This window comes from Clostridium sp. C8-1-8 (assembly GCF_009928445.1).
GTDB lineage: Bacteria > Bacillota > Clostridia > Clostridiales > Clostridiaceae > Clostridium_AR.
On the sequence record NZ_JAABNO010000007.1, the window covers coordinates 59,983 to 76,319 of the forward strand.

At 31.0% G+C, this 16,337-nt stretch carries 12 protein-coding genes and 1 riboswitch; of the genes, 6 read left to right on the top strand and 6 right to left on the bottom strand.

Annotated elements, in window-relative coordinates; translation table 11 throughout:
• Positions 1–21: 21 nt before the first annotated feature.
• Positions 22–783, bottom strand: coding sequence for a DeoR/GlpR family DNA-binding transcription regulator (locus GXK57_RS09300; RefSeq protein ID WP_160674824.1), 762 nt, complete (start codon positions 781–783; stop codon positions 22–24).
• A gap of 361 nt (positions 784–1,144) precedes the next feature.
• On the opposite strand from GXK57_RS09300, the gene fsa reads away from it, so the two are divergent.
• The 3 genes from fsa to GXK57_RS09315 all read left to right on the top strand — a co-directional run bounded on the left by fsa (position 1,145) and on the right by GXK57_RS09315 (position 6,730).
• Positions 1,145–1,816, top strand: coding sequence for a fructose-6-phosphate aldolase (fsa, locus tag GXK57_RS09305; protein WP_160675259.1), 672 nt, complete (start codon positions 1,145–1,147; stop codon positions 1,814–1,816).
• A 371-nt stretch (positions 1,817–2,187) separates the two neighbouring features.
• On the top strand, positions 2,188–3,537 hold the full coding sequence (locus tag GXK57_RS09310; RefSeq protein ID WP_160674827.1) for a glycoside hydrolase family 30 protein: 1,350 nt from the start codon (positions 2,188–2,190) through the stop codon (positions 3,535–3,537).
• A gap of 7 nt (positions 3,538–3,544) precedes the next feature.
• Positions 3,545–6,730, top strand: coding sequence for a cellobiose phosphorylase (locus tag GXK57_RS09315; protein ID WP_160674830.1), 3,186 nt, complete (start codon positions 3,545–3,547; stop codon positions 6,728–6,730).
• A 117-nt stretch (positions 6,731–6,847) separates the two neighbouring features.
• Here GXK57_RS09315 and GXK57_RS09320 read toward each other — a convergent pair whose 3' ends face one another.
• Genes GXK57_RS09320 through GXK57_RS09340 form a run of 5 tightly spaced genes read right to left on the bottom strand, consistent with a single transcriptional unit; the run spans position 6,848 to position 11,166 of the window.
• Positions 6,848–7,552 (bottom strand): ABC transporter ATP-binding protein, encoded by a 705-nt coding sequence (locus GXK57_RS09320; protein WP_160674833.1) that lies wholly within the window; start codon positions 7,550–7,552, stop codon positions 6,848–6,850.
• Positions 7,549–8,742 carry an ABC transporter permease gene (locus tag GXK57_RS09325; protein WP_160674836.1) on the bottom strand — a complete coding sequence of 398 codons (1,194 nt, stop codon included), beginning with the start codon at positions 8,740–8,742 and terminating at the stop codon, positions 7,549–7,551. Before GXK57_RS09325 ends, GXK57_RS09320 begins: the two co-directional genes overlap by 4 nt.
• Positions 8,743–8,750: 8 nt before the next feature.
• Complete coding sequence (locus GXK57_RS09330; RefSeq protein ID WP_160674839.1) at positions 8,751–9,878, bottom strand: ABC transporter permease; 1,128 nt, start codon at positions 9,876–9,878, stop codon at positions 8,751–8,753.
• Between the two features lie 11 nt (positions 9,879–9,889).
• On the bottom strand, positions 9,890–10,744 hold the full coding sequence (locus tag GXK57_RS09335; protein ID WP_160674842.1) for a hypothetical protein: 855 nt from the start codon (positions 10,742–10,744) through the stop codon (positions 9,890–9,892).
• A 56-nt stretch (positions 10,745–10,800) separates the two neighbouring features.
• The gene (locus tag GXK57_RS09340) at positions 10,801–11,166 is read right to left on the bottom strand and encodes a hypothetical protein (protein WP_160674845.1); all 366 of its coding nucleotides are present in this window, start codon (positions 11,164–11,166) and stop codon (positions 10,801–10,803) included.
• Between the two features lie 464 nt (positions 11,167–11,630).
• A riboswitch (cobalamin riboswitch) is annotated at positions 11,631–11,831 on the top strand.
• 647 nt (positions 11,832–12,478) lie between these two features.
• Here GXK57_RS09340 and GXK57_RS09345 point away from each other — a divergent pair.
• Genes GXK57_RS09345 through GXK57_RS09355 form a run of 3 tightly spaced genes read left to right on the top strand, consistent with a single transcriptional unit; the run spans position 12,479 to position 16,236 of the window.
• Positions 12,479–13,354: a sirohydrochlorin cobaltochelatase gene (locus GXK57_RS09345; RefSeq protein WP_160674848.1), complete on the top strand. Its 876-nt coding sequence runs from the start codon at positions 12,479–12,481 to the stop codon at positions 13,352–13,354.
• Positions 13,355–13,366: 12 nt separating this feature from the next.
• Positions 13,367–14,911, top strand: coding sequence for a cobyric acid synthase (locus tag GXK57_RS09350; protein ID WP_160674851.1), 1,545 nt, complete (start codon positions 13,367–13,369; stop codon positions 14,909–14,911).
• 2 nt (positions 14,912–14,913) lie between these two features.
• Positions 14,914–16,236, top strand: coding sequence for a cobyrinate a,c-diamide synthase (locus tag GXK57_RS09355; protein WP_160674854.1), 1,323 nt, complete (start codon positions 14,914–14,916; stop codon positions 16,234–16,236).
• Positions 16,237–16,337 lie beyond the last annotated feature (101 nt).

Sequence of the window (16,337 nt, forward strand, 5' to 3'; positions counted from 1 at the left end):
ATAGAAAATTATCAACTAAGTCTAAATTACGTCAATATTGAAGTCTGATAGGATGCTAGCAATTTCTTCTTTTGGATCAGTATCTGTAACTATGGAATCTATATCTCCTAGACCTGCAAATTTATAGTTTCCATCTATATGAAACTTTGAACTTTCCATTACTACAAAGCTTTTTTTACTTGATTCTAATATAGCTTTTTTTGTTATTCCGTCATCAATATCAAAGGTTGTGATGCTTTCATCAAAGACATCAATTCCACAACTTCCTATAAAGGATTTATCAAATTTATATTTTGATATGGATTCAATAGTTGGAGCGCCTGTAAAGCCATCTAGGTTTCTGTTAAGGATTCCGCCAGTAGCAATAACTCTTATATTACTTGGCTTTGAAAGAACGTTTAGTATATCAAGCATATTTGTTACTACAGTTATCTGCTTATCACTGGAAGCCAGTAGCTTAGCAAGTAAAATGTTAGTGGTTGATATATCTAAGAAGATAGTTTCTCTATGATTAATTAGCTTAAAGGCTTTCTCTGCTATTATGTTCTTAGTAGATATATTGATATCTTTTCTTGTTACTACATCTTTAACTTCAGCGGTTCCTCTAACTTGGACAGCTCCTCCATAAGTTCTTTTTAAAAGCCCTTGGTTTTCTAAAGTCTTTAAGTCTTTCCTTATACAATCCTCTGTAACATTAAATTTTATACTTAGATCTTTAACCTTAATCTTTCCTTCACTTTCCAATATATTAATAATTGAATCTAATCTTTCTTCTGCAAACAACTACTGTACCTCCAATTCATATTAATTCTTAACATAAGTTCATCTAAGCAGCGGATAATTAACTACTTAATTTCAATACGGTTCTTTAATACCAATTATTTTTTATAGAATATCTATTTGCTATCTTTTTTAGTATATATTAATTATGAAATAAAAATAAGAATCAATCAATAATAATATCCATCTAAAATATAAAAAAATTACACTTGAAATAATAAACAATAAGCGATAAAATAATAGTAAATGATAATTAACAATAAGAAGTAATAAAATTTTATAAGTATATAAAGATAGAATTTGTAATTAATCTAAGTTTTAGCCAGCATTTTACACTAATAAAAAGAATTAGGGGGAATCAATGATGCAACTGATATTAGATACTGGTAATTTGGAGGAAATTAAAGAAATTTCTACAATTTTGGACATAGATGGTGTAACAACTAATCCTACAATTGTAGCTAAGGAAAAGAAGAATTTTGTAGATTTAATAAAACAAATAGGGGAGATAATCGGAGAGGAAACTCCTATACATGCACAGGTTATAAGTACTAGTTATGAGGAAATATTAGAAGAGGCATCCTTTATAAGTGGACTTCGTGAGAATATCTATGTAAAAATACCTGTAACTCATGATGGCTTAAGAGCTATAAAGGAATTGAAAAAGAAGGGGATAAAGATAACTGCTACAGCTATATTCACTGCCCATCAAGGTTTTTTAGCGGCTAAGGCTGGTGCTGACTATGTGGCTCCCTACGTAAATAGGCTTGACAACATATCTGCAGATGGAGTAGGAACTGTTAAGGATCTTATTCAGATAATAGACAGATATGGGTTTTCAACTAAGGTGCTTGCTGCAAGCTTTAAGAATACTCAACAGGTCATAGAATTAATGAAGGCTGGTGTTCACAGTGTAACTGTACCTTATGACATAGCCAAAGCTATGATGGATCATCCATTGACTGATTGGAGTGTAGAAAAGTTTATACAAGACTGGGAAACTATTTATGGAGTGGGTGTTAAAACTAAAGGTTAAAAAGTAATTAATACTATATACTAATTCGTGAAACTAGCGTCCAATATATAAGAAAACATAAAAAATAATATAAATTTATAAAAAAATACGAATATTCTTTGATTATGTGGTCAAAATATTAATGTTTGCAACGCATAAGTCCAATAATCAAAAAAGGTACCTAAATCAAATTTGCTGGAAATTTGTTTTAGGTATCTTTTTTACTTTCTAATAAAATAAAAATATTAATAGCTAAGCATAAACATCTAAAAAATCAACTCTATAACTAAAAAAACTGACCTTTACCATAGGCATTAGAAATAATACCATATTAATGTAAAGCTATACATTAATATAGGCAAATTATATTAAAGAATTGTTGAGGTGTAGGGATGGAGAAAATAAGAGTGATTCACACATCAAGAGATACTACTGACAGGCTAAAAGAAAAGAAGTCCATATTATTTAGTAAAGAAAAATCATCGAATAGTATTTTAAAGATAAATAAAGCTAGAAACTATCAAAAGATAGTTGGATTTGGAGGTGCTTTTACTGAAGCAGCAGCTTATACCTTTTATAGGATGGATAAAGAAAAACAAGAGGAGATAGTAAGGAGTTATTTTGATCCTGTATATGGATTAGGATATTCCTTAGGAAGGGTTCATATTCACAGCTGTGATTTCGCTTTAGGAAATTATACTTATGTTGAAGAAAATGATAAAGAACTTACAACCTTTGATATAAGTCGTGAGAGAAAGTGGGTGTTACCCTTTATAGATTTTGCAAGAAAAGCAAGAAAACAAGACTTATTACTTCTTGCATCACCTTGGAGTCCTCCAGGCTGGATGAAATCAAACGGAGAGATGAATAATGGAGGTAAGCTGTTACCAGAATATTATCAAGTTTGGTCAAACTATTACGTTAAATATATACAAGCTATGAAGCAAGAAGGCTTTGATATATGGGCTATAACAGTACAAAATGAGCCTGCGGCAGTTCAGGTATGGGATTCTTGTATATATTCTGCTGAAGAAGAACGAGATTTTCTTAAAAATCACTTAGGACCAACCTTAGAAAATGCTGGACTAGCTAATATAAAGATATATATATGGGACCACAATAGAGATATTTTGTTTGAAAGGGCAGACACTGTTTTATCTGATGTAGAAGCAGCAAAATATGTTTATGGAGTAGGTAACCACTGGTACGTTTCAGAAGAGTTTGAAAGCCTTTCGAAGCTTCACCATAAGTATCCAGACAAGCACATACTATTTACAGAAGGTTGTCAAGAAGGCGGAGTTCACCTTGGCTCTTGGGATACTGGAGAAAGATATGCTAGAAATATGATAGGTGACTTTGCCAACTGGCAGGAAGGCTGGATTGATTGGAACTTAATTTTAGATGAAACTGGAGGCCCTAACCATGTAGGTAATCTTTGTGATGCACCGATAATTGCTGATACAAAAACTCAGCAGCTACATTATAATAGCTCTTATTACTACATCGGTCATTTTAGTAAATATATAAAGCCAGGTGCAGTTAGGATAGAAAGCACTTTAGAAGGAAATTCGAATATTAAACAAGTGGCATTTTTGAATGAAGATAATTCTATAACTTTAGTAGCTATGAATGAAAGTGAGAACAGTGAGGTTTTCAATATAGAGCATGAAGGGCAATATGCTGAGTATGAGTTAAAACCACATTCCATTGCTACTTTTATAATAGCAGATATAGAAGGGTAGTGAAAACATGGCAGTTAAATATAGTTTTAATGAAGATAAACAGTTTATAATAGAGGATTATGACAAAGCTAAAACCTTTGCTAGCTTTTTACCAGGAGTTGCAGGAATAGATGGAATACCTATGTGGGCTTATTATGTTAATCGTGGTCAAGGTCTTGGAAGCTTTGGAGTAAAGGATAAAAATAATACTATAATGGAGTTCTTCCCAGCACATTTGATGTATAAAAATGTTGAGCTACAAGGTTTTAGAACTTTTATAAAATACAATGGACAAGTTCATGAGATTTTCTCTTCCGCTTCAACAGATGTAATAAAAAGAAAAATGTATATAGAGAAGAATTTTCTTAAGGTAGAGGAAGTTAATGATAGCTTAAAGCTTAAAGTTACTGTGACTTATTTTACAGTACCTAAGGAAAGTTATGCTGGACTCATAAGAAAAGTTAAGATTGAGAATCTGGATAAACAAGAAAAAACTATAGAAATTTTAGATGGATTAACTCAGGTTCTTCCTTATGGTATATCAAATGGAGACTATCAAGCTATGGCTAATCTTATGAAGTCATGGTTTGACGTATTTAACTTAGAAAATAACATAGCGTACTATAAAGTTAGAGCAACTACTAGTGATTCGGCAGAAGTTGGAGAGGTTAACAAAGGTAATTTCTTCTTGGCTTTTTCTAGCGATGAAGAAGGCTTAATAAAACCAATAATAGATATGGATTTGATTTTTGGAGCTAATACTTCTCTTACAAGAGCAGCTAACTTTGAAGTAGAAAACTTAAGCTCTATATATTCTAAAAATCAAGTTCCTGAAAATAAGGTTTCAGGAGGTTTTTTAGGTAAAGAGGTTACTTTAAAGAGTGAAGTTACTCTATGTAGTGTTTATGGACATATAGCTAGTGTCGAGCTTATAGATTCTATAAAAGATAGGTTTAATATAAGTTATGTAGAGGAGAAGGAAAAAGAAGCTGGAGTATTAGTAGAAAAGCTTGTAGAGGATACTTATACAAAAACCTCAAGTCATATTTTTGATGAATATATTAGTCAATGCTATCTGGACAACATCCTTAGAGGGGGATATCCACTAGTATTTAAGGCAGGAGAAAAAAATCACGTATATCATGTATTCTCAAGAAAACATGGGGATCTAGAAAGAGAATATAACTTCTTTTCCTTAGAGCCTTCCTATTATTCACAAGGTAATGGCAATTTTAGAGACGTTAATCAAAATCGTAGAAATGATGTTTTGATTAATCCTAAAGTAAAGGAATTTAACGTAAAGCAGTTCATGGATTTGATTCAAGCTGACGGTTATAATCCTTTGTCAGTAAAAGGCTCCTATTTTACTTTTAATAAGGAAAAACTCACAGACATATTAGAGTTATCTGTGGATAATAATAAAGGCCTTGTGGATATTTTTAGCGAGAAGTTTACTCCAGGAAAACTGATTAACTATATTTCAGAGAATGAAATAAAGTTAAATATCTCTAAAGATGAGTTTGTAAAAATAGTGTTACAGCACTCTGCTCAAGTCTTTGAAGCTGAGTTTGGAGAAGGGTACTGGACAGATCACTGGACTTATAATATGGATCTCATAGAAAACTATCTTAATATATATCCGGATAAACTGCAAGAGTTTCTATTTGAAAGAAAAGATTATAAATTTTTTGATAGTGCTGTAAGGGTACTTCCGAGAAGAGATAAGTACGTACTAGCTTCAGGAAGAGTTCGTCAGTATGATGCTATTTTAGAAGATGAAGAAAAGTGCCAAAAGCTAAATATAAGTATTAGTGATAATAATTGGCTTAAAAAGGCTAATGGTCTTGGTGAAGTTTATGAGACAAATCTATACGGAAAGCTTATTTCTCTTGCTGTAAACAAGTTTGTAAATCTAGATCCTATGGGAATAGGTATTGAGATGGAAGCAAACAAACCAGGTTGGAATGATGCCATGAACGGATTGCCAGGAATCTTTGGTTCTAGTGTAAACGAAGCTGCAGAACTACTAAGAGTTTTTAATTTTATTATAGAGGCTTCAGGAAGCTTTGATAAAAAAGTAGAAATATATGTTGAGTTAGCTGAATTAATTAAGCAAGTAGAAGGTCTTGTAGATGATAATTTATGTGGAAAGTTATCAGATTACAACTACTGGGATAAGATTTCTGACTTAAAGGAAGGCTACAGAGATAACATAAGGTTTGGTATCCTGGGAGAAGAACAGGAGTTTACTACAATAGAGTTAGTAGAAAGCTTGAAAAAGCTTAAGACTAAGCTTAGCAACGGGCTAGAAAAAGCATTAGAAATAGGAAATGGAATATATCCTACTTACATGACCTATGAAGCTGAGGAATACGAAGTTATAGAAGGAAAGAGAAATCCTGTAAATGGATATGAAAATGTTCTGGTTAAGAAGTTTAAGTATGTACCAATACCTTTATTTCTAGAAGCTCCAGCTAGGATGCTAAAGAGTATAAAGGATAAGGATCAGGCAAGGGAGCTTTATGAAAAAATAAAGCAAAGCAAGATCTATGACGCTAAGCTTAAAATGTACAAGACCTCTGAACCCTTAAATGAAACTACCTATGAGATAGGAAGAGCTAGAGCCTTTACAGCAGGATGGCTTGAGAGAGAGTCTATTTTCCTTCATATGGAGTATAAGTATCTACTAGGTTTATTGAAAGCTGGATTATATGACCAATACTTTGAAGATATAAAAACCGCTCTAGTGCCTTTTATGGATCCAAAGGTTTATGGTAGAAGCACCCTTGAAAATTCTTCTTTTATAGCTAGCTCCGTAAACCCAGATGAGGCTGTTCATGGAAGAGGATTTGTATCTAGGCTTACAGGCTCTACCTCTGAGATGCTAAGCATGTGGTTCTTAATGATGGCTGGTAAGAAGGTATTTAGCTATGAAGAAGGAAAGCTAAAGCTACAACTTAAACCTATACTTCCACATTGGATGTTTGACAGCAACAATGAAGTAAGCTTTGAGTTCTTAGGAACTGCTTTAGTTACTTATCATAACCCAAACAGGAAGAATACCTTTGGAGATAACTGTGCTGTGATAGAAAGAATCTGTTTGAAGGATTCTGAAAATCAAGTATATGAGATAAAAGGTGGCATAGTAGAAGGACAATATGCTGAACTTGTTAGAGAAGGCAATATTAAAAAAATAGATGTTTATATGATATAAAGTATTAATAATATTATTAGTTTATATTCTTATATATTTAGAAACCACAGTCTATGGGTATTTAGGCTGTGGTTCTTAAATTTCTTAAAATTTTTGTATTTTCAAACTAAGGATAGTTTAATATTTCTTTGAATCTTCTACGATAGAACCATCTTCAATTCTAATAATTCTATTGCAACATTCAGCAATTTTGTTATCATGGGTAACGATTATAACTGTCTTACCCTCCTTATTAATGTCCAATAATAAGTTGAGAATATCCTTTGCATTAGAGCTATCTAATGCACCTGTAGGTTCATCAGCCAATATTATATCTGGATCAAGAATTAATGCTCTAGATATTGCAACTCTTTGCTGCTGCCCCCCAGAAAGGCTTGAGGCCTTTTTGGTTGAGAACTGAGACATATTTACTTTACTCAAATAATCATCTATTCTTTTTGACATTTCTTTATAAGGAATTTTGTTTTTGCTTTTTAATATATTGCTGTATAATAAAGGAATTTGTAAATTTTCTTTTACTGTATATTGAGGAAAAAGGGAGAAATTTTGAAATACGTATCCAAACCTTTCATTTCTAAATTTGCTTTTTTGATTACTACTTATTTTGGCTATATCAATATTGTCTAATGTATATTGTCCATTATTAAAATCATCTATAAGACCTAGTACGTTCAATAAGGTACTCTTCCCAGATCCAGAAGAACCGACAATTGATATTAGTTCACCTCTATTTATATCTAACGTTATTCCTTTAAGAGCTGTTACTTGGTTAGTATTGTTTCCATAGGTTTTAATTAAATTATTGAGTTTTATAATATTCATTGTGCAATCCCCCTAATAAGATCAGATATACTTTGATTAACAATTCTTTTTATTGAAGAAAATGACATAATGGAAGCTAGTATAATACAAAATAAAGTAGTTATAATAGATGTTACAATATGAAATTCTCCTAAATTTAAATAATTGCTCATAAGAATTATAAGTGAATATGATACAATATTTGATATTACAACAATTAGAAAGAATTGCCCATAGATTAGTAACGATAATTCTTTTTTTCTAGCACCTAACGCTAGTCTAGTTCCATACTCTTTTTTTCGTAACATTGCTTCTGATAATAATGCTCCAGAAACTCCAAGTAAAGCTAGAAAAAAAACAACTATACTCATTAGTAATATTAGCCTATAAGTAGGTGTATTCAGTTTAGAACTCAAAGCTATAGTTTCTAGAAGATTAGAATATCTGTAATCCATTAAATATTTATCTTGCTTTTTTAAGTTTTCTAAGTTTTGATTCAAATTATTTAAAGTAGCTTCAGGTTTTAATCTTATTATCAGATTTCTTATAAAATCTGTGTAATTCTCATCACCAATATATTTAAAGAAGTCATCTGTGACAATTACTATTGAATTGTTCAAGTTAATTAAGTTTTTTCCGTTAGTGGTTACTTGATTTTTTTTCAAAATTCCATTAACTAATAAGTTTTCTTCAATCTCTTGATTATCTTTTATAAAAGTCCGATGTATATTTGTTTTTAAAGGGAATTCATCTTTTAAAGCAAAACCTACAAATATTCCATTTGGTACAGTATCTTTGTTTCCTTTTAAAAAGCTAAAATTATTTTCTGAAAAGTCTTTTTTGCTCATTATTATTACTTCTATGGCCTCATTTTTTATATTATGTTCTTTTATATATTCTTGTCCGAAAAAACCTTTAGTAGTAGTGCTATCTGATTTTATATAAAGTATATTTTCAATAGATGAAAAGCTTTTGATCCTATTAAGTGTTTCTGTTGCATTATTTTTATTGCCTGATAAGTCTAAAGTTAATTTGCAGATAACATTGTTTCCCCATATCCTTTCAATATTATTTTTAGTACTAAAAACTTCTATTGCCCAATTAACAGTAATGTTTACCAGGAATAATACAATTATCAATTGTACAGAAATAAGAATTACTTTAAGCTTTATTTTTTTTAAAGAATCTATAATCATTTTTAAAGTATACATGTTATCACCTAATCCATTTTTAATTGTTCACTCAAATCCATTTTTGAAATTGTATAACCTTGATATATAGAAATTAATAGATTAATAATTATAACACCAGCCAATGGAATGATTATTTCATAATAACTTAAGCTTATGTTACTTATGAATAAGTAGTCATATATCATATCTTTAAATATAAAACTTACACCAAAGCAGGTAAGTATTCCTAACAGTGCTGATATTAACGATATCAATGTATATTCAAGGAACGAAATCAATGAGGAAACTAAAATATTTGAACCTAATACTAAATTTAATACAATTTTCTTTTTGTTTTTATTTATAATATAGTTGTAAAATAAGAACATATTGAAGGAACTTATTATAATTGATGCAATTATAAGCAAAGTGTATTTGCTATTATAATCTTCATCTAGAAGGACAGAAGTATTATCTTCATAGCTTTCTATATTATTTTTGCTTAGATTATTTTGAATAGATTCAAGTTCCTTAGTTGGAGAACTGCCATTTTTAAATAGTGTAATTTTAGCATTTGATATATTTACTGTTTTGTCTGTAGCATTAGAAAGAGGTAAGAAGACTGTTGATATATATGGAGCATCTGTTTTGTAATCACCTACTACACCTAAAATTTTATATTTTTCATTTGTAGGATCTAAGAATACATAAGAATCTGTTACCCCTGTAAATTCACCTCTATAAACTCCTTCACCGATTACTGCTACTTTTTCAGATTTTTTACTAAAGTCTTTTGGGATGAAGTTTCTTCCGTAAATAACTTTTGGCATCCATTCTGGAAGTGACTTAAAGTTTGTAAAGCTTATGGTTAGTACTTTATTATTTTTTTCATCTATTTTATGAATGTATTGAATTCCATCAACTGATATTTGAGTATCATCTATGTTATTTAACAAATTAAGCAAGTATTTGAAGTCAGCTTCATTTTTGTTTTTTACAACTAATACTTTTTTATGGTTCGTGTTCCCCATGCTTGCTTCTAATGCGTTATTTTTACCATCATGTATCCCTATAGCGTTAAAGGTTAGAAGTATAGAAGTTAAAAATATAATTAGGGCTATTATAAATTTATCTCCAATGTCATTTTTTATAAAAATTTTTATTAATCTTAACATAAAAGCACCTACTATCTTATAATTTTAACTATATTAGATATTGAACTAAAGTATTTTCCTTGACTACATTGTGATAAATTGGCTAGAAATAAGTAGTCTCCATCTTTTATATCAGATGAATTTAAAGCTAAAGTAAAAGTTGTCTTTGTTATTTCTTTTGATATTTCTTTTACTTCAAATTTTAATTGGTGTTCAAGAGAATATAAATTAAGATTGTCCAATGATTCTAAGTTTGTAGAACATTTAATGTATGTTTTTTCATTACTTTTTTTTATCTGATTATTAATTGAATCAGTAGCATAGTCGCTTATATTTAATTTTATATAATAACTAGAATTATTTTCGAAATTTATAGATTTACTATCAATTAAGGTATTATCTTTAACGAGTAAGTAATTTCCACTAAACATAATATTATTAGGTTCATCAATGTCTGTAAATGCCACATATGAAAGTATATTTACATCATTTTTTAAGTTTAATTCATTAAGATCAATTAGAACATCTTGTTTACTACTTGCTAAAACTTTTATTGTTGATTTAAATTTATCTTTATTGATTTTTATTCCATTAGAATCAGTGTTTACAAAGGCGGCTATATTTAATTTATTAGCAGATAGAGTAGTTTTATTGTCAAGTACAAGAGTAACATTTTTATATTTATCTAAACATAAAGTAGAACCACTAGTTGAATTATTATCGTTCTTACCATATATGCCAATACCATCAGCGGCTATATTTTCTGAGCTACTTGTATATTTTGGTTTTTCTTTAGAAATTGAAAATCTACTAATTACTAGCCCTGTTAAAATTGCTAATATGATTATTGAGAAAATTTCAATTAGAGTTTTCATGTTTTTTTTCATTAGAATACCCTCCAAATTGTTAAGTAGAGTAGTCTAAAGACTACTCTACTACATTTTTACCATCTTACTGATAGTACTCCATTATCTAGTTTTAACCCTCTAGACCAGTTACCAAAACTACTATCATTAATTCTATGACCAGACCAAGCTGTTTTGCTACTTGCTCTGTCTATTCTAACTGTAGCACTAACATCATTTGGGCTTGTCTTTGAATCAAAGTATGCATTGTTTTCTACAGTCGTATATAGAGAATCAACTGCATGATCTGCTGAAGTGGCTGCAACAGCATAGCTTCCTTGTATGTTTAAGCTAGCCCAGTAATGTACACTTGAATTGTTTGGTGAAGTATCAGCTTTAGCTGCAAAACCTGTAGTTATTACAACAACTCCAGCAAATAATAAAGAATAAAAAACCTTTTTCATAAAAAATACCCCTTTTATATTAAATTTTGTACAAGCCTGTAACAATTTAAATCATATCATAATTTATTTGGGAAATATGTAAAAAGAAGGAGTGAAAATTAAAAAAAAACGACATATATATACATGTTTTTAGTTACATATCAATATACTTATAAAACATAATACGATTTATATTATGCTTTTGAGTTAAACTAAATTGTTACTAGTAATTAGATATAAAGTGAATTAATTGTATATATGTAACATTATGAAACTTATTCATTTTAAAATATATAAAAATAATATTAACTTTGTGAATAAATAAGTACGAGATATTTAAAGATAAAAATAGATAAATTTATAATTATATATATTAAAGTGAAAAACTGAGTTCAAATATACTAGCATAATATTAAAAATAAGTAGATTTATATTTTTTTTTATTTATTGACAAAGCCAATATATAAAGGTAAGCTAATTTTGACAACTTAATAACAAACTTAGGTGTCTTTCGATAGTTTTTCGAAAGGTGAAAAGGGAATGCGGTTAAAATCCGCAGCAGCCCCCGCTACTGTAAGTGAAGACGAACCTTTAAATACCACTCTTTAAATTCTAAATGTAAAGGGGAAGGAGAAGGTTAGGATGAAACACAAGCCAGGAGACCTGCCTAAGTTAGTGAAAAGTATGGCTTTCGGTGGGAAAGTGCTATTTTTATGGATGATTTGTACAGTATAAATTTGCCCTTATATCTGTTCATTTATTATATGAAGGTTAGAGTAAACTAATCTTACGTATTCTTTACTAAGCTTTAGGCTTATAAAAATACAAAAAGCAATAGTTGAAATTAATTCATACTAATAATTTCTGCATATTGATTTAAGTAATGTTTGTTTTGCAGTGTAAATGAATAGACTTAATGTTTTTGTGCAGCAGTATTAAAGAAGCTTCTGATTAACTTAGTTTATGAATAATTATAATCTGAGTGTACAACTACTTTTAGAAGTTTACTTAATATAAATAAGGAGCAAAATTTCTATATATTTAGTCAATTATAAGGGTAGTGTTCTCTGAGTGAGACGCTACCTTTTTTTACTGTCTAGGAAATAATAAAATTTTTTCTTGGCCGAAATCAGCGATATCAAGGTTTCAGAGTAACTGTTTAAGGCAAATAGTAAAATAGAATTATATAATATGTTAGATTTTACTAGTATGCAGTGGTAGAGGTAGATGTACATAAGATTGATAAAGTAGACGGCTTTGGGGAAGTTTACATTATTTAAGGAAAGTTAGATGGATACAGTAGTGATTATCAAGAGTTTTAGGAGGAAGTTTCATGAGTGCTAAGTTAAAGTTTAGTGGTCTAAAAAAGAAAGCAATATTGGTTATAAGTTTTGGTACTACCTATGAAAATACAAGAAAGCTTACTATAGAAAAGATAGAAAAGCTTATAGAGGAGAAATATAAGGATTATGAGATAAGGAGAGCTTTTACCGCTCACGGAGTTATAAAAAAGCTGGCTAGCAAATACCAAATGCATGTAGATACACCTGAGGAAGCGTTAAATAGGCTGAAGGAAGAGGGCTTTTCTCAAATAATAGTTCAACCACTTCATCTTATACCAGGGCTTGAGTATGATTATGTAAGAAATGTAATAGACAGCTTTTCAAAGGAAGATTGTTTTGAGAGCATTAAGTTAGGACGACCTCTTTTATACTTTAAGGGGGAAGAAGAGGATATACCAGATGATTATACCTTGATGATAAAGGCTTTAGAAAACCAAGTTCCAAGAGATGAGGCTGTTGTATTCATGGGACATGGAACTCACCATCCTGCTAACTCAACTTATAGCTGCCTTCAAACAGTTTTTTGGGACAACGACTTTCATAAAGTGTTTATAGGAACTATAGACGGGTATCCAACTTTAGATCACGTTATAAAGAAGCTTAAGAAAAACAATATAACTAAGTTGACTTTAATGCCACTTCTTTTAGTAGCTGGTGACCATGCACAAAATGATATGGCTGGGGAGGAAGAGGATTCCTGGAAGAATATTTTACAGAGAGAAGGCTTTGAGGTTGATATATACTTGCATGGACTTGGAGAAAACCTCAATATACAGAAGTTGTATTTAGAACATTTAGAGGATGCTATAAGTGAAAAATACTCTAATATAGGTAAAAATAAAAAAGGTATGGCTAGCAATTTTTAAGGGGGAATAAAAATGGCTAAAATTATGATACAGGGTACTGCGTCTTCTGTAGGTAAGAGCATATTAGTGGCAGCTCTTTGTAGGATCTTTAAACAAGATGGCTACAAGGTAGTGCCCTTTAAGTCTCAGAATATGTCCTTAAATTCCTACATAACCTTAGATGGCAAAGAGATGGGAAGAGCTCAGGTACTGCAAGCTTATGCCAGCGGGTTAGAGCCTGAGGTGTATATGAATCCTATTCTTTTAAAGCCAACTTCAGATAAAAAGTCACAGGTAATAGTCAATGGTAAGGTTTTTGGAAACTATACTGCCATGGAATATCACAATATGAAACCTGGTTTCAAGGATATGCTAAAAAAGCATTTTGATAAACTGGAAGAGGAATTTGATATTGTGGTTATGGAGGGAGCTGGAAGCCCTGCTGAAATAAATTTGAGAGATAAAGATATAGTAAACATGGGGATGGCAGAACTGGTGGATGCACCGGTGCTAATAGTCGGAGATATAGACAAAGGAGGCGTTTTTGCAGCATTAGCAGGAACTATGCTGCTTTTGAAAGATGAAGAAAAGAAAAGAGTAAAAGGTACTATAATAAATAAGTTTAGGGGAGATGTAAAGATACTTGAACCTGGGCTTAATATGCTAGAAGAAATAATTGATAAACCTACTGTTGGAGTTGTACCTTACTTTAAGCTAAAGCTTGAGGATGAAGATGGTGCTATTGAGTTTAATAAAAAGGTAACTGCTCCTTTAGATATAGCAGTAATTAAGCTTCCTAGGATTTCAAACTTTACGGATATTGATGCTCTTAACAATGAAGATGATGTATCCATAAGATTTATAACCTCTTTGGAGGAGTTTGGTGAACCAGATCTTTTAATAATTCCAGGAAGTAAGAATACCATAGAAGATCTTATGACTTTAAGAGACAATGGGCTTGAAGCTAAGATAAAAGCCTACTCAGAGACTGGTATGATTCTTGGAATATGCGGAGGTTATCAAATGCTTGGCAAGAGTATAGAAGATCCTTATGGTGTAGAGACAGAGCTAAAAGAGATAAGTGGAATGGGACTTTTAGATATAAGTACTGTATTTGAAAGAGATAAGGTAACGACTAGAGTTAAGGCTGATATAGCTTCAGAGTTTTTGAAGAAGTCAGAGCAGAAATATATCCTTAATAAAGGATTTGAGCATATATACGGTTATGAAATACACATGGGTATAAGCAACTATGGACAGAATGCAGAGCCTTTATTTTTAATAGTTGATAAAAACGGACAAGAATTAGTTTCAGAGGCTTTGGTATACAAGGATGGGGCCATAAATAAAACTGGCAACATTATGGGCACTTACATCCATGGAATCTTTGATGGAAGTTATTTTAGAGAGTATATAGTTAACAGATTAAGAGAGAAAAAAGGTATTGGATTAAAAGAAGCAAAGAATTATGAAAGTTTAAGAGAAAAAGAACTTGATAGGTTAGCGGAATTGGTTAGAGGTTCTTTAGATATTGATAAGATATATGAAATAATGGGAGTTGAGAAAAAGGAGGATTAGGCTTGAAAAGTATAATTATATCCTCAAATTCCAGTGGCGGAGGAAAAACTACCTTTACCTTAGGGCTTTTGAAGCTTCTTAAGAGTAAGAAAATCAAGGTTCAGAGCTATAAGGCAGGACCAGACTATATTGATCCAGCATTTCACACACATATAACTAAAACAGCTTCACGTAATCTAGACCTTTTCTTGATGGGAGAAAAGGGAGTTAAGTCTAGTTTCTCTAGAGGAAATGGCGAATATGGAATAATTGAAGGGGTTATGGGCATTTATGATGGCAAAGGAATAACCTATGAATATTCTACAGCCCACTTGGCAGAAGTACTTGATATACCAGTGATTTTAATACTTTCACCAAAGGCTCAGGTTGCTACCTTGTGTGCAGAGATAATGGGGTTAAAGAACTTTAAAAAGATAAATATAGCTGGAGTTGTACTTAACAACATAAGTGAAAGCTATTATAAGCTTCTTAAGCTTGCAATAGAGAAAAACTGTGGAGTAAAGGTTTTTGGTTATGTACCAAAGGATGAAAGATTAAGTTTAAAAAGCAGACATCTTGGACTAGTTCAAAGCAGTGAAGTAGAGGATCTAGATGATAAAGTCACACTATGCTCGGAGCTTATACAAAGGTTTGTTGATGTAGAGGAACTTATGAAGTCCTTTAAGGATACATCAGATTATGAGGATAGCTTTAAGGTATCTAATAAAAAGCTAAGATCAGCAGTAGCTTACGATAAAGCCTTCAGTTTTTATTATAAGGAGAACCTTGAGCTTTTAGAGGAAATGGGAGAAGTAGAGTATTTCAGCCCACTTAAGGATAAAGCTTTGCCAAAAGGGATAGATTTTTTATATCTTGGGGGAGGCTATCCTGAGGTATTTATAAAGGAGCTAAACGAAAATAAATCAATGCTGACAGATATAAATAATCAGTTAAGTAATGGATTAAGGTGTTATGGTGAGTGTGGCGGACTCATGTACCTTATGGAGCAGATAGAAGGTGTAGATGCTGTTGGATTTTTCAAAGGTCAATCTATGCTTACCACTAAGCTTCAGAACTTTGGATATGCAGAGTTAGAGGTTGTGAAAGAAAATAGTATTCTAAAAACAGGCACTAAGATCAATTGCCATGAGTTTCATAAGTCAATGATAGAATCAGAAGAAAATAAGTTATATAAGGTTACAAAGAACGTATTTGATGGAACCATTAAGAATTGGCAGTGCGGATATCATAAAAATAATACCTTAGCAGCTTATGCACACATACATTTCTTCGGAAATATTAATATGTTTGGCAGCTTAGTCACAGGTGGCTTCAAGAAAGTATAATAACATAATTTAAAATATATTGCTTAAATACGTACCATTGCTAAGTAAGCTATTCTTAAAAGTCAGCTAGGTTATGAGTGGAGAATTTGATAATACAAATT

Excerpts from the sequence above, each read along its gene's own strand:
- fsa (WP_160675259.1), top strand. The coding sequence starts at position 1,145 with ATGCAACTGATATTAGATACTGGTAATTTGGAGGAAATTAAAGAAATT.
- GXK57_RS09310 (WP_160674827.1), top strand. The coding sequence starts at position 2,188 with ATGGAGAAAATAAGAGTGATTCACACATCAAGAGATACTACTGACAGG.
- GXK57_RS09315 (WP_160674830.1), top strand. The coding sequence starts at position 3,545 with ATGGCAGTTAAATATAGTTTTAATGAAGATAAACAGTTTATAATAGAG.
- GXK57_RS09320 (WP_160674833.1), bottom strand. The coding sequence starts at position 7,552 with ATGAATATTATAAAACTCAATAATTTAATTAAAACCTATGGAAACAAT.
- GXK57_RS09325 (WP_160674836.1), bottom strand. The coding sequence starts at position 8,742 with ATGTATACTTTAAAAATGATTATAGATTCTTTAAAAAAAATAAAGCTT.
- GXK57_RS09330 (WP_160674839.1), bottom strand. The coding sequence starts at position 9,878 with ATGTTAAGATTAATAAAAATTTTTATAAAAAATGACATTGGAGATAAA.
- GXK57_RS09335 (WP_160674842.1), bottom strand. The coding sequence starts at position 10,744 with ATGAAAAAAAACATGAAAACTCTAATTGAAATTTTCTCAATAATCATA.
- GXK57_RS09340 (WP_160674845.1), bottom strand. The coding sequence starts at position 11,166 with ATGAAAAAGGTTTTTTATTCTTTATTATTTGCTGGAGTTGTTGTAATA.
- GXK57_RS09345 (WP_160674848.1), top strand. The coding sequence starts at position 12,479 with ATGAGTGCTAAGTTAAAGTTTAGTGGTCTAAAAAAGAAAGCAATATTG.
- GXK57_RS09350 (WP_160674851.1), top strand. The coding sequence starts at position 13,367 with ATGGCTAAAATTATGATACAGGGTACTGCGTCTTCTGTAGGTAAGAGC.